The organism is Psychrobacillus sp. FSL K6-2843, assembly GCF_038626375.1.
Taxonomy (GTDB): Bacteria; Bacillota; Bacilli; order Bacillales_A; family Planococcaceae; genus Psychrobacillus; species Psychrobacillus faecigallinarum.
Window position 1 is genome coordinate 570007 of sequence record NZ_CP152021.1, and the last position, 18197, is coordinate 588203.

19 protein-coding genes and 1 pseudogene are annotated in these 18197 nt (G+C 35.8%); 17 read left to right on the top strand and 3 right to left on the bottom strand.

The genetic code is table 11. From position 1 onward, the window contains the following. Window positions 1-40: 40 nt before the first annotated feature. The 7 genes from MKY94_RS02765 (at window position 41) to MKY94_RS02795 (ending at window position 8034) form a co-directional block, all read left to right on the top strand. Entirely contained in the window at window positions 41-1069 is a 1029-nt protein-coding gene (locus MKY94_RS02765; protein ID WP_151111435.1) for a TFIIB-type zinc ribbon-containing protein, read from the top strand. After that, complete coding sequence (locus tag MKY94_RS02770) at window positions 1063-1839, top strand: TPM domain-containing protein (protein WP_144539882.1); 777 nt, start codon at window positions 1063-1065, stop codon at window positions 1837-1839. Before MKY94_RS02765 ends, MKY94_RS02770 begins: the two co-directional genes overlap by 7 nt. Before the next feature lie 37 nt (window positions 1840-1876). Continuing rightward, the gene (locus MKY94_RS02775) at window positions 1877-2878 is read left to right on the top strand and encodes an SPFH domain-containing protein (protein ID WP_144540054.1); all 1002 of its coding nucleotides are present in this window, start codon (window positions 1877-1879) and stop codon (window positions 2876-2878) included. 83 nt (window positions 2879-2961) lie between these two features. After that, on the top strand, window positions 2962-3402 hold the full coding sequence (locus MKY94_RS02780) for an NUDIX hydrolase (RefSeq protein WP_144539880.1): 441 nt from the start codon (window positions 2962-2964) through the stop codon (window positions 3400-3402). 375 nt (window positions 3403-3777) lie between these two features. Next, window positions 3778-5967, top strand: a complete 2190-nt coding sequence (locus MKY94_RS02785; protein ID WP_342577955.1) for a DNA topoisomerase III — start codon at window positions 3778-3780, stop codon at window positions 5965-5967. A gap of 175 nt (window positions 5968-6142) precedes the next feature. Beyond that, a complete protein-coding gene (locus MKY94_RS02790) occupies window positions 6143-7009 on the top strand; it encodes an ABC transporter permease subunit (protein WP_225321726.1) in 867 nt (288 codons plus the stop codon). 14 nt (window positions 7010-7023) lie between these two features. Further along, the gene (locus tag MKY94_RS02795) at window positions 7024-8034 is read left to right on the top strand and encodes a peptide ABC transporter permease (protein WP_342577956.1); all 1011 of its coding nucleotides are present in this window, start codon (window positions 7024-7026) and stop codon (window positions 8032-8034) included. 140 nt (window positions 8035-8174) lie between these two features. Here the strand turns inward: MKY94_RS02795 and MKY94_RS02800 are convergent, their stop codons facing one another. Continuing rightward, window positions 8175-8879 (bottom strand): DUF421 domain-containing protein, encoded by a 705-nt coding sequence (locus tag MKY94_RS02800; protein WP_144539874.1) that lies wholly within the window; start codon window positions 8877-8879, stop codon window positions 8175-8177. A gap of 351 nt (window positions 8880-9230) precedes the next feature. Here MKY94_RS02800 and MKY94_RS02805 point away from each other — a divergent pair, with 351 nt between their 5' ends. Next, window positions 9231-10061 (top strand): STAS domain-containing protein, encoded by an 831-nt coding sequence (locus MKY94_RS02805; RefSeq protein WP_144539872.1) that lies wholly within the window; start codon window positions 9231-9233, stop codon window positions 10059-10061. 362 nt (window positions 10062-10423) lie between these two features. On the opposite strand, the pseudogene MKY94_RS02810 reads toward MKY94_RS02805, so the two are convergent. Next, window positions 10424-10696 (bottom strand): annotated as a pseudogene (locus MKY94_RS02810) (hypothetical protein). A gap of 164 nt (window positions 10697-10860) precedes the next feature. Next, window positions 10861-11130, bottom strand: coding sequence for a translation initiation factor 2 (locus MKY94_RS02815; protein WP_144539870.1), 270 nt, complete (start codon window positions 11128-11130; stop codon window positions 10861-10863). A 296-nt stretch (window positions 11131-11426) separates the two neighbouring features. On the opposite strand from MKY94_RS02815, the gene MKY94_RS02820 reads away from it, so the two are divergent. The 9 genes from MKY94_RS02820 (at window position 11427) to MKY94_RS02860 (ending at window position 18188) form a co-directional block, all read left to right on the top strand. Beyond that, window positions 11427-11669: a hypothetical protein gene (locus MKY94_RS02820; RefSeq protein ID WP_144539868.1), complete on the top strand. Its 243-nt coding sequence runs from the start codon at window positions 11427-11429 to the stop codon at window positions 11667-11669. A 340-nt stretch (window positions 11670-12009) separates the two neighbouring features. Beyond that, window positions 12010-12423 carry a BlaI/MecI/CopY family transcriptional regulator gene (locus MKY94_RS02825; protein ID WP_151111429.1) on the top strand — a complete coding sequence of 138 codons (414 nt, stop codon included), beginning with the start codon at window positions 12010-12012 and terminating at the stop codon, window positions 12421-12423. 3 nt (window positions 12424-12426) lie between these two features. Then, window positions 12427-13275: a M56 family metallopeptidase gene (locus tag MKY94_RS02830; RefSeq protein WP_144539864.1), complete on the top strand. Its 849-nt coding sequence runs from the start codon at window positions 12427-12429 to the stop codon at window positions 13273-13275. 40 nt (window positions 13276-13315) lie between these two features. Further along, on the top strand, window positions 13316-13966 hold the full coding sequence (locus MKY94_RS02835; RefSeq protein WP_340862579.1) for a thioredoxin domain-containing protein: 651 nt from the start codon (window positions 13316-13318) through the stop codon (window positions 13964-13966). Further along, window positions 13956-14360, top strand: coding sequence for a disulfide oxidoreductase (locus tag MKY94_RS02840; protein WP_340844104.1), 405 nt, complete (start codon window positions 13956-13958; stop codon window positions 14358-14360). Before MKY94_RS02835 ends, MKY94_RS02840 begins: the two co-directional genes overlap by 11 nt. A gap of 33 nt (window positions 14361-14393) precedes the next feature. Next, the gene (gene resA / locus MKY94_RS02845) at window positions 14394-14924 is read left to right on the top strand and encodes a thiol-disulfide oxidoreductase ResA (RefSeq protein ID WP_342577957.1); all 531 of its coding nucleotides are present in this window, start codon (window positions 14394-14396) and stop codon (window positions 14922-14924) included. A gap of 216 nt (window positions 14925-15140) precedes the next feature. Continuing rightward, window positions 15141-15470, top strand: a complete 330-nt coding sequence (locus MKY94_RS02850; protein WP_186318219.1) for a metal-sensitive transcriptional regulator — start codon at window positions 15141-15143, stop codon at window positions 15468-15470. Between the two features lie 11 nt (window positions 15471-15481). After that, window positions 15482-15691 carry a copper chaperone CopZ gene (gene copZ, locus MKY94_RS02855; protein ID WP_144539856.1) on the top strand — a complete coding sequence of 70 codons (210 nt, stop codon included), beginning with the start codon at window positions 15482-15484 and terminating at the stop codon, window positions 15689-15691. Between the two features lie 79 nt (window positions 15692-15770). Next, entirely contained in the window at window positions 15771-18188 is a 2418-nt protein-coding gene (locus tag MKY94_RS02860; RefSeq protein ID WP_342577958.1) for a heavy metal translocating P-type ATPase, read from the top strand. Window positions 18189-18197 lie beyond the last annotated feature (9 nt).

Sequence of the window (18197 nt, forward strand, 5' to 3'; positions counted from 1 at the left end):
AGCCTGATTTAAAAATACAAAAAAGTAGAGGAAGGGAATAATGGTTATCCAATATAAATGTCCTAACTGTGGATCAGATATGGAGTTTGATAGTACCTCGGGTATGCTATCCTGTAACAGCTGTGGGAGAAAGGACAATATAGAGAGTTTCTCAGATGAGTTCATCACAACCACTTTTGAAGAGGATGAGGCTAAGCAATACAATTGTAATAACTGTGGTGCAGTCATAATTACTGATGCGGATACGACAGCGACTAACTGCAGCTTTTGTGGTGCAGCTGTGGTTTTGGGGGATAGATTGTCCGGTGACTTAGCTCCTGCTAAAGTTATTCCTTTCACCATAAACAAAGAGCAAGCGATGGAAGCCTTTCGGAAGTGGTGCAAAAACGGCCGTTTGACTCCCTCGGGGTTTATGACTGCCGATAGGGTAAAAGGAATTACTGGTATTTACGTACCCTTCTGGCTGTATGACTTGGATAGCAAGGCAAAGGTTGACGCTGTTGGCACACAGGTTAGAACCTATACAAGAGGGGATTATATCTATACGGAAACAAAGTTCTATGATGTCTACCGAGATATTGATTTAAGCTATGTAAAGGTGCCAGTTGATGCCTCAGAAAAGCTAGATGATGAGTTAATGGATAAACTTGAGCCATATGATTATAACAGCCTGAAGGATTTCAAAACACCTTATCTAGCTGGTTATATTGCCGAGAAATACAATTTTACAGATCAGGAATTGCTCACACGAGTAAAAACGAAGGTGCAGCCATACATAGACAGTTATATTAGCTCGACAATTGCTGGTTACTCCTCCGTTCAATACAAAAATAAACAAATTGATACAAACAAGAAGAAGGCGCATTACGTACTTTTACCAGTTTGGATGGTTTATTATGACTTTGGCAATAAGGAGCACATCTTTGCAATGAATGGACAGACAGGGAAAGTTGTAGGAAAGCCACCACTTAGCATGGGTAAGGTTGCTGGATGGTTTAGTGGTATTGCTGCAGCATCCTTTATCATTTTGAAGGGTATTTCCTTCGCAATTGGTGGTGTCCTATGGTGAAAAAACATTCGATTTTACTCCTTACGCTATTCCTATTATTATTTCCCTTAGGACTAACACAAGCAGCCGATACAAAGCAACGGGTTTTTGATGATGCAGGTATTTTATCTGCAAGTGAAGTAGAAGCATTAGAGATACTGTCTTCAGAATATAGCGAGAAAAACGAAACAGACTTTGTTATCCTTACAACAAATGGGGCAGAGGATAAAGGTTTAGAAACTTATATGGGTGATTTTGCAGATAGTACAGGAATTGGTTATGGAAAGCATAATGGAAGTGCAGCCTTAGTCGGTATAGATATGATTAATAGAGACGTTACGTTAAGGGGCTTCGATAAGGCAGAGGAATATCTTGATAACGAAAGAATGGACCTACTTAGAGATAAAATAACTCCTGCTTTATCTGCTGGAAACTACTATGAAGCATTTCGTGAATTTATTATTACCTCGGATAAATATATGGAATATAGACCTGGTGTAAATCCTGAAAGTATCCTTTTCAAATGGTGGTTCCAGGTTGGTGCATCTCTAGCACTTGGAGGTATAATTGTTGGTATTATGGCATTTAACTCTGGTGGTAGGGTAACAGTGAATAGTCAGACCTATTTCGAAGCGAACAATTCAAGAGTAACTAGTAAACGTGATGTCTTCGTCAATCAAACGGTTTCCAAAATAAAGAAGCCAACTAACAACAATAGTGGTGGAGGAAGCAGTGGTGGCGGAGTAACAAGCGGTGGTAGATCATTTAGCGGAAGTAGCGGAAAATTCTAAGGCTTTCAATTTACTTAATCATGAAGGGAATGAGATAATGTCTTTTTTTAGAAATCAATTTTCAGATGTAGTGGAATGGCGAGAATTTAGAGAAGATATGATTTTCTGGAAATGGAACAATGAAGAAATTAAGAAAGGAAGCAAGCTAATCATCCGACCTGGCCAGGATGCTGTGTTTTTTAATGGTGGACGCATCGAAGGGATTTTTGAGGATGATGGCGAGTATGATATTGAGTCTCAAATCGTACCTTTTCTTTCAACGCTAAAAGGATTTAGATTCGGTTTTAACAGCGGGATGCGTGTTGAGGTGCTTTTCGTTAATACGAAGGAATTTACCGTAAAGTGGGGAACTCAGAACCCTATTAATATCCCAACACCTCAGCTACCTGGAGGAATGCCAATTCGTGCGAATGGTACATTTAATTTTAAAGTTAATGACTATGTGGGACTAATCGATAAGGTTGCAGGCGTGCGCACAAGCTATCTTGTAGATGACGTAAAGATTCGTATTACTTCTGTTTTGGATCAGCTATTGATGAAATGGATAAGCCACGAAGGTAAGGATATGTTCAACCTACAGGCAAATGCCTCAGATATAGCTGGGGGTATTAAGGATGATCTAGATATGCAAATCATGGATATGGGTATGAAAATCACTGGGTTCAATATTATGAGCTTCAATTATCCAAAGGAAATCCAAGATATGATCACAAAGAATGCATCCCATGGGATGATCGGAGATCTCTCCAAATACCAACAGGTTTCTGTTACGGATGCGATGGCTTCAGGAAAGCTTTCTGGATCAGGAGCAGCCTCGGATATGGCGGGAATGATGATGGGCATGAATATGGCAAATGAAATGATGAAAAACATGAACCAGAGTAATCCAAATCAAAGTCAAAGCCAGGCTTCTTCCCAAACTAACCAACCAAGCAGTAGTAATGCCGGCGGTGGTCAAATGCCGAACTTCTGTCCGAACTGTGGACAAAAAACAACTGGTGCAAACTTCTGCCCAAATTGTGGACAGAAGCTAGTATAAGTAAAAATTTAAACAAAGGATAATCAACCTGTATAGGCTGATTATCCTTTCATTTTGATGGAGTAAGGAAAGGGGAGAAAAGTGTGGAAAATGTAAAGGTTGTTTATATACTTCTTTTTGATGAAAGTGGTAAGCAGGTTTTAATGGTTAAAAACAAAGGGGATCATGGCTCTTACTATACACTTCCAGGAGGAAGAGTAGAAAAAGGAGAAACTCTACAGGAAGCAGCGATTCGAGAAACTAAAGAAGAGACAGGCATAGATATCGAGATAGAGGGAATTATCTTTGTAAATGAAGCCTTTATTGAAAATGTAAAACAGCATTCTATTTTTATCACCTTTAAAGGGAAACGTATAGGTGGAGATTTGGTTCTTTCGCGTCCAGATGAAATAGAGGAGATTGTGTGGATGGATGTAGCTTCAGCTGAAAAGTTTATACATATCCCTGCGAAACTAGAAGGATTATTTAGCCAACAGATTTTGGTTCCATATTTTAATAGAGGCGAAGTAGCTCATAAATACTAGTGTATCTGCAAAAGAAAGGAATAGTAGGGAATAATTTAGGTTTCTTAATATAGAGTTAACTTCAAAATAAGACTATAAGATAGGAAGATATATTACTTGGCTAATTGGATAGAGGTGGCGTCTCCAGCGTGATGAGTGAGAGAGATAAGACATCACAAATGACGCTCAAGCGACGGGGTTGATTAATCGTTCTCACCGCACGGAAAGTGACCGCGGAGAGTGGAAACAATTATACATTTTTTTAATAATTATTTGTCTAGCTTCAGCATGAGCTTCTCTTATTAAGAACAGTTAGGCAACATCTTGGCGTGCTAACTGAATCTAACGGAAACCTATGATATATTAATCATAGGGATTTACGAAAGGATGTTATGAATGGCAAAACGCTTAGTATTAGCAGAAAAACCATCTGTTGCAAGAGATATTGCACGGGTACTTAAATGTGATAAAAAAGGAAATGGATATATAGAGGGCAAAGATTATGTAGTTACTTGGGCACTAGGACACCTAGTAACATTAGCAGATCCAGAAAGCTATGATGTTAAATATAAAACGTGGAATTTAGAAGATTTACCGATGTTACCAGAAAACCTTAAACTGACTGTGATAAAACAATCAGGTAAACAATATAATGCTGTTAAATCGCAGCTAACACGTGGCGATATCAATGAAATTATTATAGCTACTGACGCAGGTCGAGAAGGCGAATTAGTTGCTCGCTGGATTATTGCAAAAGCGAAAGTAAATAAGCCGATTAAACGCCTATGGATTTCTTCTGTAACTGATAAAGCGATTAAAGATGGCTTTGCAAACTTAAAGCCTGGCAAAGCGTATGAAAACCTCTATTCATCTGCTGTAGCTCGTTCTGAGGCAGATTGGTATATTGGTCTTAATGCCAGCCGTGCGCTATCTACAAAATTCAATGCACAGCTAAATTGTGGACGAGTTCAGACTCCAGTAGTGGCTATTATTGCAAAGCGTGAAGATGAAATAAAACATTTCAAGGCTCAGTCTTACTATGGAATTGAAGCGCAAACAGTAGACAATTTAAAGCTTACTTGGCAAGATTCTAGAGGAAATGGTCGTAGCTTTGAAAAAGAAAAAATTGATGATATCGTGAAAAAGATTGGTAAAGGAAACGCTATAGTAACGGAAGTTGAGAAAAAGCATAAGAAATCGTTTGCTCCTGGTCTATATGATTTAACCGAGTTACAACGTGATGCAAATAAAATTTTTGGTTACTCTGCAAAAGAAACATTGAATATCATGCAAAAGCTGTATGAGCAACACAAAGTATTAACTTATCCTCGTACAGATTCACGCTTCATCTCATCTGATATTGTTAGCACCCTTCCGGAACGTTTAAAAGCTTGCGCCGTAGGAGAATATAGACCGTTAGCCAACAAAATCTTGAACAAGTCGATAAAAGCTTCTAAATCATTTGTAGATGACAGCAAGGTTTCAGATCACCATGCTATTATACCAACGGAAGGTTATGTAAATTTCTCTGCCTTTAATGATAAAGAACGCAAAATTTATGATTTAGTTGTTAAACGTTTCCTATCTGTTCTATTCCCAGCATTTGAGTACGAACAATTAACGTTGCGTGCGAAAATCGGTGATGAGAACTTTGTTGCTAGAGGAAAAACAATTCTAACAAGTGGTTGGAAAGAGGTCTATCAAAATCACTTTGAAGATGAGTCAACGGATGATTTAAAAGAACAGATTTTACCAAGAATCGAAAAGGGTGATTCGTTAAACGTCAAGTTGATCGCTCAAACCTCTGGCCAAACAAAGCCACCTGCACGCTTTAATGAAGCAACTTTATTAACAGCAATGGAAAACCCTACGAAGTATATGGAAATGCAGAATAAACAGCTCGCAGACACGTTAAAGTCCACAGGCGGATTAGGTACGGTTGCAACACGTGCCGACATCATCGATAAGCTATTTAATTCATTTTTAATTGAGAAGCGTGGTAAAGATATTCACATTACTTCCAAAGGTCGACAATTACTTGATTTAGTGCCTGAAGAATTAAAATCCCCTACACTAACAGGGGAATGGGAACAAAAGCTAGAGGCTATAGCTAACGGCAAACTAAAAAAAGAAATATTCATTGCTGAAATGAAGAAATATACGAAAGAAATCGTTTCTGATATAAAAAGCAGTAATAAGAAATATAAACACGATAACATATCCACTAAATCTTGCCCAGACTGTGGAAAACCGATGCTTGAAGTTAACGGCAAAAAAGGTAAAATGCTTGTCTGCCAAGATCGTGAATGTGGTCACCGTAAGAATGTGGCACGTGTGACGAACGCTCGCTGCCCGCAATGTAAGAAAAAGTTAGAGCTTCGTGGTGAAGGGGAAGGACAAATTTTCGTATGTAAATGTGGCTATCGTGAGAAATTATCTGCATTTGAGGCCCGCCGTAAAAAAGAAGGTGGCGGTAAAGTTGATAAAAAATCGGTACAGCAGTATTTGAAAAAGCAAAATAAAGAAGAAGAACCGATTAATAATGCTTTTGCGGATTTATTAAAAGGTATAAAATTTGATAAATAATTATAGAAGATGGGTTGTGTCATATTTTGACCAACCCATCTTTTATAATTATTAAATAAAGTTCTACAATTTCTATGGAATATATAGTATGAAATTACTTTAAATTCAAAATTTAATACAAATAAAATGCCATATAGTGTACATTGTATTTAACAAGGAGGAAGGGGGGGACTATTTGAAACATATATTAGAATCTATTTTGCGCTTTTTTTGCGTTGTCTTCGGTTTGATTCTTCTAAGTGCATTTGTAGGATTGTTTACAAAGGGTATTCAGTTAAACATTGGTATGTATTTGGATAACATCATTCAAATCATTCAAGGATTGACTAGTCCCCAAAATATAGTGTTTATTGGACCAACCGGTTTTGAGTACTCCATTTTTATTGATTTTTGGGATAACTATTTCTATTCTATGATTTTATTTCTTACGGCATTATTAATATCTATAGTCATTGGGATTTTTATAACTTATTTGACTATACTATTACCCCAAAAAAGTAATCAATTTATCGTTAAAATAGTTTCACTATTAGAATCATTGCCGGACTTACTCATTATTATAATTATTCAGTTAGCAGTGCTGTTTTATTATAAACGGACAGGTACTTTACTTTTTTCAACTGCTGGAACTTCTCAAAATAAAACGTACTTTTTACCAATGATTTCTTTGTCATTAATCCCTGCTGTTATGGTTTTTAAAGTCATTCTTTATTTAGCAAATGAAGAGTTGGAGAAAACTTATATACTTTTAGCTAAAAGTAAAGGATTTAACAGTTCCGAATTATTCTTTTCGCATGTTCTAAGAAATATTGCTCCTAACATTATTATTCATAGCAAATCCATTATTTTAATACTGTTATCTTCTATGGTAGTTTTTGAAAAATTATTTAATATAAATGGGATATTTTCATTTATTATTGCATATCCCAACCCTGACATAATTGCCTTTACGCTAATTATGATTTATATACCAATTTTCATTTTATATACACTTGTCACGAAAATTATCTATAAGCAAACTGGTCAAAGATTGGAATGGTGATATAAGTGAATATAATGAAAAGAGTTTTTAAAAATAAGCAGTTCCTTTTGGGTTTTAGTATAATTAGTGGATTATTATCAATAAGTATATTGTATTTTCTTATTTATCAAGATCGAATACCTACGGTAGGATTGTTGCTTGATAGTAGCGGGAAACCTATACGAGCACCTTATAGTGGTAAAGCATATCCACCTTTAGGGACTGATAATTTCGGAAGAAACATTGTAGTTGTAATGATCGTTGGGGCCAAATACACTATATTCGCAGGAATAGTTATTTCAATTATTAGAGTCGTTCCCTCCATATTCTTTGGGTTTATCATTCATTTTTATCTTCAAAAGATTAAGACTCCAATTAAATATCTTGCAGATACTATTAATTATTTTCCAATTACTTTGTTCGCATTTTTGATTTTAAATTGGGTTAGTTTTCAAGGGATATTGATGATGGAGGCAACCAACTCTTATTGGGATCTAGTAATGCTCTATATTTTAGTTGTATCCATTGTTTTTATTCCAACCAATTCCATACTAATAGCTAATGAAGTGCAATTAATAAACAAAATGGAATTTATTGAATGCTCTCGAACGTTAGGAGCAAGATCTTGGCGCATTATTACAAATCACATTAAACCGTTTTTAATGCCACACTTATATATAATCTTTATCAGGGAGTTTATACAATCGCTCATTCTCATGGCTCACTTAGGTGTTTTAAGTATATTTATTGGAGGAATAGCCTTCAAAGATGATTTGTTTGGATATTCTAAGCCAATTTCTCCAACTAGTGAATGGGCAGGTACGTTAGGGATGTGGTGGAGTTTTCTTTGGACATCTTACCCGTGGATTTCTTTAGTACCTATTGTTTTGTTAACAATATTAATCTTAGCGGCTAAATCTATATTAAATGGTTTGCAGACTGTTCTTTCATCAGAAGAACAGATTGTTAGTGTGGCTGATTACAAATCGGTTAAACAATTTGATAGCCTAGAACCATTTCAGTTGGTCAAGGAAAAGTCTACTTGATTGTTTTCAAGTGGGTAAAAAAGCTTTGAAACGTTGTACTTCAACGTTTCAAAGCTTTTTAATAACCAAATTCTAAAAGTGTGTTCCCTCTTCACTCATTCCTGTATTTCGCTAAACTGATGGCCTTTAGTTAAAATTCTCTATTTATATAAAAAAACTTGAAGGGTATCCTTCTGGTCGATTGTGGCTAATAAGACATTGCTTATGTCCACGTTATATGCTGTCTCGACTTTATTTATTAGCCACTCCTTACTATGATTTGTTTTGTTTAATTCATCGTAATTAATTTTCCCTTCTTTAATAAGGACAGAAGGAAGAGGGACGGCTTCAGGAACTATATTCATATCTGCTCGAGTAGGAGTTTGGTGTTGAGGGTATAAAAAACTAGAAATAGAACCGTCTGGCTCCCATAAAGCACAAGAGACTTTTTGTACATCTTCTATCTTTTCTTTTCTTAATTCTGATAGAAGAAACTCAAGAGAGATTCTTGCCTTACGTAAATTTGCGTCAACAATCTTTCCGTTTTTTATTAGTGGAATGGGAGGGTGGTCTATAAAATGTCGAAACAGAGTCCACTTTAGGCTTAATGAGACACCGAGTGTATATAAAATAACTAAAGCAGACATGGTAATCATGGACCCCTTCATTCCTAAACCTTCATCAGACAAGGGGTGAGCGATAATATTACCGATAGATATTGCCATAGCAAAGTCGAGCAATCTTAACTGTGAAATAGAACGTTGGCCCATAACTTTTGTCGCAAAGAGTAAAAAGAAGAAAGCAACAACCGCTCTTAGAATCCATTGAATTGCTGTAAGTGATTCTTGGGAATGAAAGAAGTCCACATTTGATACATCCTTTATCGCTTTATGTTTGTTCTTATTGTCTCCTTTATAATTATGATTATGTGTTTGTTCTAAACAAGAAGAAAAAGTAGCCAAGTGGTAAAATATTCGATAGAGGAAAAGGAATAGCTTACTTCATATAATGCTTTATTAAATATGGAAAGATAGTAAAGTTTCGATTGAGAGTATGTCCTATTTATTTGATAGTTAGAAGCTTAGTTGTACAATCGCTATATCATATTGGATAAAAATTATAATATTGGAAATAAAAAAAATCTATGTTACTATCAAAATATTGGTACAAAAAATTGTTTTACAAGATTGAATCATTAACGGAAGTAGGAAAATTAAATGGTCAGTAATGAAAAATTTTATAATTTTCTTAAAAGTAAAACATGGGATCTAACAGAAAAATGGTACGAGAATCTTAACAAAGATCTAAATGGAATTTATAGTACTAATAATCAAGAGGAAATACAATTGCTTAAAGAGCAGAACCATCTATTCCATGAGAAATTTGTAGATTTGTTTAACAATTCTAGTGAAGAAGGTCTAAAAAGTTTTGATGACTTTATCGAAGTAATAGTCAATGACAATGGTCATCAACGTACCCCCCTTACGGAAATAATAGGGGAATTTTTTCATCAACAATATCTTTATTTAGAATTATTAGAGGAATTTGTATCAAAATATGAGAACGAACTAAGTGACAAACAGATAATTGAATTTAGTACCGCTATTTTGTCTACAATCAATGATATTATTCTTAAGTTTACTAAAGAGTTTATAGAGCAATCTCAAATAAGATTGAAATCCCAACAAGAGATGATTATTGAATTAAGTGCACCAGTTATTAAATTAACGGCTGACTCCGCATTGCTACCACTAATTGGGGAAGTAGATACAAATAGGGCTAAAGTAATTTTAGAACAATCACTTCAACAATGTGCGGATATGAAAATCAAACACTTATATATTGATTTGTTAGGCGTTCCGGTTGTGGATACTATGGTTGCACAACAATTATTTCAAATGATCAGTGCACTAAAGTTAATTGGAGTGAGTACCTCACTTTCAGGGGTTCGCCCTAGTATTGCACAAACAACCATACAATTAGGAATTGATTTTAAAGGTGTAGAGACACATTCTAGCATTGAACAGGCTATGAGGAAACATAGATAATTTAAGTCAAAGAACGTTCCTATTAGGAGCGTTTTTTATTTTATATAAAATGGAAGAGGAAATAATATTAGAAGGAGGAACTAATTTATAGAGTCAATTGTAACTGATAAAAAGGGAGTTTAAATAGAAGACATGAGCATTCCTAAAGTTCGAAGCGAATGTAAAAGTGGAGTGGATTAAGGAATTATCAACAACTTTACCACAGTTGTGGATAATTAAGTGAAAATTAAAATAAATGATATGATTTTAGTGCACTAGAAATATATAGCTCATAGAAAATTTAAAAGTATCTTATATGAATGATTGTTGTTTGGTATATATGGTATGGGTGTATAAAATGTTCAATATTTCAGTTTGATATATTACTTTTTCCTATATGCCCTTAACGATACTTTTAAAGCTGAATAATTCCCTATAGCTGCATAACCATAAAACCAACCCATAAAAAGGCCCGCAACAATATGATGACGATGGCTGATAAAGACAGAAATAATAAGGCCTTAGATCAAGGCTATGAAAGGGACATTTTTGGCTTGTACGCGAAAAAGAATTTTGATTATTTGAGTGATAATTATGATTACAGGTATAGCTATTACAGCATCCCCAAAATTTGTATGTATTAAAGGAAAATTCATATCACACCTCAATTTATTTCAGTTAGGTATAGATTTACCTAAAAAAAAGTGATTCATACTCTTTATAGTATAAAAAAGGTAAAAATATAAATGCCATACAATTGGATAAAGGCTAAACGGAGGCTTATGTATAAAACAGAAAGTAAAAAGTAAGAGACAATTTTTTATCTCTTACTACGCTCAATTTTATCTAACTTTCTTGTTAATTCATTAATTTGTTTTTGCATTTGTTCTATTTGAGCCGATTGATTTGACTGCTCACAGGATTTTTGATTATTTGTATTTTCTAATCCTTTAAGTGCAATACCTGCTGCTAAAGCTGCTATTCCATCTCCTATTGTAGTAAGTGTAGCTCCGAAAAGTGCTAATTTAGCTACTAGAAGATCCGTTGATTCTGAACTTGAATCATTTTGTAAATCATTCTTATTATTCATTAACATGCTTCCTTGTCTATATTATTAGCAATTATGCTTTATCACATGTTATTCAAGCCATTCAAACAAGCAAGGGCGTTTTTATTTAGACCCTAAGAAAAAAGGTCCTAAATAGCATATTAAATATGTTCCCGCTAGTGGTCTACAACAGCATTTAAATTGCCTCTCTATATTCAATGTAGAGAAGGTGTGCCTCTGTAAAGAAAGTAATATCGTTGTTGTTCTCCACAAAATAACCAACACTCTTATGTTGGCATATTCTAGACAAAAGACAGCCAAAGGATGTTAGACAAGATATGCATTCCAAAAACAACGAAAAATTCATTGAGCAGCCTAACTTAGGCCCAACATTGGAGTTCTTAGGTTCTGCTTTCGAAACACTAGGTCTACTTATTGGGACGATTGGAGAAGGAATATCCCTACAAGAAATGTTAGAGGAAGAACACTCCGAAAAGAAAATTATGAGTGATCAAAAAAGTCAACTATCCCAAATAGAAAAAAAACTAGACTGCATCATTAAGGAGCTTAAATCATTATAGTTGTGGCTTTTAAGAAAAATAAAAAGGACCATTCAATCTTAGGTCCTCATGACGGAGATGAGAGCGAGGAAATTTCTCATTTGTTAGTATTTGGAATTTTTAAGAACAAATTATTGTAAAAATACATTTACTCTTAACACTAGAGGCTAAGACATAATCAAATAAACAATTCGTATAAACCTTATCTGTTTGTCCACCCAAAATGCCCCCGATTTCCTTTGGGGGTTATTGTGATTATGAGGAAGTTCATAAAATTGTTATTATTACAATGTCCCTGAGTATAAAAAACTTCACTTTAACTAATAGATACACTACAATGAGTAATGTGAGGTGAGCTTACGTGAAAATTGGAAAGTTTAAAATGAACGAAAGTGGATTGAATCGCTTTTTCGGACCACTTGAATCTAAAATAATGGATATTCTTTGGACTGGTACGGAGATGACCATTAAGGATGTACAAAAGGTATTGGACTGTGAAAAAGCAACAAATTTTAACACGGTTATGACCGTCATGAACAGATTAGTGGATAAAGGAATACTACAAAAAAGAGCAGAGGGTAGATCTTCTATGTATATGCCAGTTCTTTCGAGAGAAGAGTTTATCAATACTCAATCTAAGGAAATGACGAACGAGCTTATGGACGAGTTTGGCAATGTGGTTGTCAGTCATATGCTAGATGCTATAGAAGATGTTGATGATGATCTAGTTGCTAAGCTTGAGCAAAAAATAAAAGAGTGGAAAAAGGAAATGTAGCTTATGAACAAACGTCAATCGACCCATATGTTTATAGCGTCTTTACTTATTTCTGGAATCATTTTTTTTCAGATGGCCATTTATGTTATTTCCATGCTTGCGGGATGGGATGTGAAGTTTAACCTTGTAGAAGTATGTCATAGCACATTAAAAATGATTGGTTTATCCTCACTGGAATATGCACTTGACGGTTTAGTCATTTTTACATTGGTTTATCTATTCTGGAAGATATGTATACAATTTGTTCAAGCGAAAAGGATGAAATTAAAGTTTCAACAATATAAAGAGAAGAAGCTAACAAAGAATTTAAATGAATCGTATAGCAACAAGAAGGAAGAATTTATCGTAATCTCTTATCCAACTCCTCTAGCCATTACAATGGGATTCTTTACACCTAAGATTGTTATATCAACTGGGCTTGTAAATCTACTTAACGAGGAAGAGCTAAATGCAGTATTAGCACATGAGATGTACCATCAGAATAACCGTGATCCTTTAAAAATGTTCATGTTATCATTATTTTCTACTACTATAAGATATATTCCGATATTAAAGTGGTTCCAACAAAAATATAGAATTGTCCAAGAAGTGTTGGCAGATGAATATGCTATAGAGAGACAAGCAACATCTGCAAGCTTAAGCAGTGCACTTTTAAAGATGTTAAAGGTAGGAAAGTTAGACCAAATGCCTTTTACATATGCATCATTTGCAGATACCTCTGTCAATTACCGAATAGAATATTTATTAAACCCTTTAACAGAAGTAAAGTTGCAAATTCCATGGAGAGACACTGTTTTATCCATTGCTATATTTGCGTTAATATGTAGCTTTTTTATTTACGCATTAGCGTAAATTTTTTACCCAATTACACTACGTTATGTAGTTTTAGGAGATGTTGAATTTGTCTAAGAAGATTTTTTGGTTTATAGGTGTTATTGCAATATGTATTGTTGGAATCATTGTATTAACAGATACGAAGGCAGAATCTGTTGTTATTGAATACGATGGACAGCCTTACATAGGTGAAGCATCTGCTCCGGTGGAAATTGTAGAATTTGGTGATTATAAATGCTCACATTGTAAAGACTTTAATGACAGTCTCTTCCCACTAATTAATGAGGAATTCGTAGAAACGGGGAAGGCGAAGTTTTACTACATGAACTATTCTTTCATTGCTGCTGATTCTAATACAGCCGCGCAGTTTGGAGAGACGGTATATAAGGAACTCGGAAATGAAAAATTTTGGTCCTTCCATCATTTGTTATTTGCAAATCAAACAAATGCAAGCGGTCAAGAAAACCTAATGTCAGATGAATTTTTAGTGGCGGTACTAGCTGAGATAGCGAGCGAAGAAGAAGTGGAAAAGGTTAAACAGGCATTTAGTGAAGAGGGAGGAAAGGAAGCGTGGAATCTAGATATGAGTACAGCAAAAAATCTTGGTATAGTTGCCACTCCATCCATTTATATTGGCGGTAAGGAGTTTACAGGGAAAACGATGACGGACTTTGCTAAAATGGTGGAAGAGGCTGCAAATGCTAAATAAATCTATTTTAGCTGCGTGGCTTGTAGCGCTTACCTCAACGATAGGTAGTTTATTTTTTAGTGAACGGATGGGATTTATTCCATGTACACTTTGCTGGTATCAGAGGATTTTAATGTATCCGCTGGTGTTTCTATTGGGTGTAGCTTTCTATAGAAACGACAAAAAGATTTATGTATATGCGCTACCACTATCTATAATTGGCATATGTGTTTCCAGCTACCATTATGCCCTGCAGAAAATTCCTTCCTTGCAGGAATTTAGCGCATGTACAAGCGGAGTTCCCTGTTCAGGACAATATATCAATTGGTTTGGTTTTGTAACTATTCCATTTCTAGCATTGTTAGCATTCGTTATGATTACCGTTTTCATGCTTGGTCTTTGGAAGAAAAAATAACAATTTATTATAAGAAGAGAGGAGGAAGTTTAGATGAACAAGAAAAAGAGATTTTATATTCGAGCTCTCATTTTGTCTTTAATGGTTGTTGCCATTGTATTTACGATTTACTCGAATGTAACAAAGGAGAAAAATGCAATCTTGAAGGAGGGGGACGCCGCACCTTATTTTGCATTAGTAGATATGAACGGTGAGAAGCATCAATTATCCGATTACAAAGGACAGGGAGTCTTTCTAAACTTTTGGGGGACATGGTGTAAGCCTTGTGAAAGAGAATTTCCTATCATAGATGAACAATATCAAAACTATAAAGATCAAGGGCTTGAAATCCTCGCGGTAAATGTAGGCGAGTCGGATTTAAAGGTTCAAAGATACATTGATAGAAAGGGATTAACATTCCCAGTTCTAATTGATAACAATAAAAGTGTTATCAACGCCTTCAATATTAACCCGTTGCCTACGACCCTACTCATCAACTCTGAAGGTAAAATAGAAAAGATCATAACCGGTGAAATGAGCGAGGAAAGCATCAAGAAATATATGGAGCAAATACTACCAATTTAATATCTAATTTAAGACGCTTCCTTAGTTAAACTAGGAACCGTCTTTTTATATAGCGTTTTTCTATGTCTCTTCCAACTGATAATCATAAAATCGATTCATTAGGTGAAAACTATTAAAAGTTCGTAGTTAAAATAGCTTCAAAAATTTAAAAATCAAATAGGTTGCATACCCCTTTAGGGTATCATATACTGGTATTAGGAATAGGAGGTTGGTTACTTGGACAATGTAATAGAGGAAAATACAGAATTACCATCAGACTTGTCTTGTAGGAGAAGTCACCATCCTGAGCATGTAAAAAAAGATTTAACCAATAGACTGAATCGTATTGAAGGACAAATTCGTGGCATTAAAGGGATGGTTGAAAAGGATATTTACTGTGACGATATAATTACCCAACTATCTGCAACCCAGTCGGCTTTAAATAGTGTTGCTAAGGTTCTTTTGCAAGGACATTTAAAGGGGTGCGTGGCTAATAGGTTAGCTGAAGGCGATGAAGAAGTGTTAGATGAACTGCTCGTTACGATTCAAAAACTAATGAGAAAATAGGAGGAATTCAAATGTTAAATCAAGTTACATTAGAAGTTAAAGGCATGTCATGTGGACATTGCGTTAAATCGGTAGAAACAAGTGTAGGTAATCTAGATGGCGTTGAACAAGTAAAAGTATATCTTGAATCCGGAAAAGTAGATGTATCCTTTGAAGAAGACAAAGTTACTTTAGCCAAAATAAAAGAAACAATCGATGAACAAGGCTACGATGTCCAATAATAGATGGAGTGCTCATACAGGCACTCTCTTTATTTAGGTAATATATACCCCCTAGATGTATATGAGAAAGGTGAGGGTTATGGAAAATAATATAAAGCAGACTAGCTATAAAATAACTGGGATGACCTGTGCGGCATGTTCTGCGCGAATAGAAAAAGTTATTAACAAAATGGACGGTGTGGAAGAAGCTAATGTAAATTTAGCGCTTGAAAAATCAGTTATCAAATATGACCCTGATAAAGTAACAGAAGAAGACTTTGAGAAGAAAATTGAGGCACTTGGATACGGAGTGGTGAAAGAGAAGAAAGAGTTTGCTATTACTGGTATGACTTGTGCTGCTTGTTCTACCCGCATTGAAAAAGGTCTAAACAAATTAGAGGGAGTAAGTTCTGCCAATGTGAATCTGGCTCTCGAACGTGCAACCGTAGAGTTTAATCCCTCCGACGTAACTATAAACGATATTATTCAAAAGGTAGAAAAGCTTGGTTATGGTGCAATAATTAAATCAGAGGATAAAGAGTCGGTCGATTATCGAGAGGAAGCAATACAAAAGCAAAAGGTGAAATTTATTGTTTCAGCTATTTTATCTTTGCCACTTCTCTGGACGATGGTTGGACATTTTTCTTTTACTTCTTTTATTTACATGCCAGAATTTTTGATGAATCCGTGGGTGCAAATGGTATTGGCAACACCTGTCCAATTCATCATCGGAAGACAGTTTTATGTTAGTGCATACAAAGCATTGAGAAATGGCAGTGCCAACATGGATGTACTCGTTGTGTTAGGAACCTCAGCAGCTTATTTTTATAGCGTTTATCAAGCAATCATTACTGCCGGTGAACATCATACAGCTAACCTTTACTTTGAAACAAGCGCGGTCCTTATCACACTGATTTTATTGGGTAAGCTGTTCGAAGCAAAGGCAAAGGGGCGCTCATCGGAGGCTATAAAAAAACTAATAGGGCTACAGGCGAAAACGGCATTGGTTATTAGAGATGGTGCTGAATTGGTAATTCCCATTGAGGAAGTATTAGTAGGAGATACCATTCTAGTGAAGCCCGGAGAAAAAATTCCTGTTGATGGAGAAGTGATTGCTGGAAATAGTGCAGTCGATGAATCTATGTTAACTGGAGAGAGTATACCAGTTGATAAAGTAACTGGAGATTCGTTGTACGGATCCACCATCAATAAAAATGGTTCCATTAAAATGAAAGCAACGAAAATTGGAAGAGACACTGCACTTGCTCAAATTATTAAGGTAGTAGAAGATGCCCAAGGCTCAAAAGCGCCTATTCAACGTTTGGCAGATAAGATTTCTGGGATATTCGTACCAATCGTTGTAGGAATAGCAATAGTTACATTCTTAGTCTGGTTCTTAGTCGTTGAACCTGGTGAAGTCACCCCAGCGCTTGAGGCGTTGATAGCTGTGCTTGTCATTGCTTGTCCATGTGCTTTAGGTCTTGCAACACCAACATCTATCATGGCGGGCTCCGGTCGTGCTGCAGAGTTCGGAATCCTGTTTAAGGGTGGAGAACATTTAGAAACGACACACCATATTGATACGGTGGTGGTTGATAAAACTGGAACAGTCACTTACGGAAAGCCGAAGCTAACAGATGTGCTTATGGAAGAGGGAATGAAGGAATCCGACTTTCTCGCTTATATCGGGGCAGCTGAAAGGCAGTCGGAACACCCACTTGCAGAAGCAATTGTAGATGGGATCAAGGAGCGTGGGATAACACTACTAGAGGTAACTTCCTTTGAGGCCATACCAGGATACGGTGTAAAAGCAGTGGTAAATGAGCAAGAAGTGTTAGTTGGTACTAAAAAATTAATGAATCAAAATAATATTAATATAGCAGCTATTCTTAAACGAATGGAAGAGCTCGAGGGACAAGGGAAAACTGCTATGCTTGCAAGTATAAATGGAAAATTTGTTGGTATGATTGCAGTCGCTGATACGATTAAGGAATCCTCTTTACAGGCTATTAAACGATTGAAGGAAATGAATATTGATGTCATGATGATTACTGGTGATAACCAGTTAACAGCCACTGCCATTGGAAAACAGGCAGGAATTGACCAGGTAATTGCTGAGGTGCTTCCAGAAGGTAAGGCAGCGGAAATTAAAAAGCTACAATCCTCCGGCAAAAAAGTAGCAATGGTCGGTGACGGTATCAATGATGCACCAGCTTTAGCAGTTGCTGATATTGGAATGGCTATCGGCACAGGAACAGATGTTGCGATGGAGGCAGCTGATATTACATTAATTCGTGGGGACTTAAACAGCATTGCCGATGCAATTATAATGAGTCGCAAAACAATGAGAAATATAAAGCAAAATCTATTCTGGGCATTTGCCTATAATACATTAGGTATTCCAATTGCAGCAGTTGGTTTACTCGCACCATGGGTAGCCGGTGCAGCTATGGCATTCAGTTCAGTTTCGGTGGTTTTGAATGCTTTACGTTTACAACGTGTGAAATTGGATAAATAGAGTGGTAAG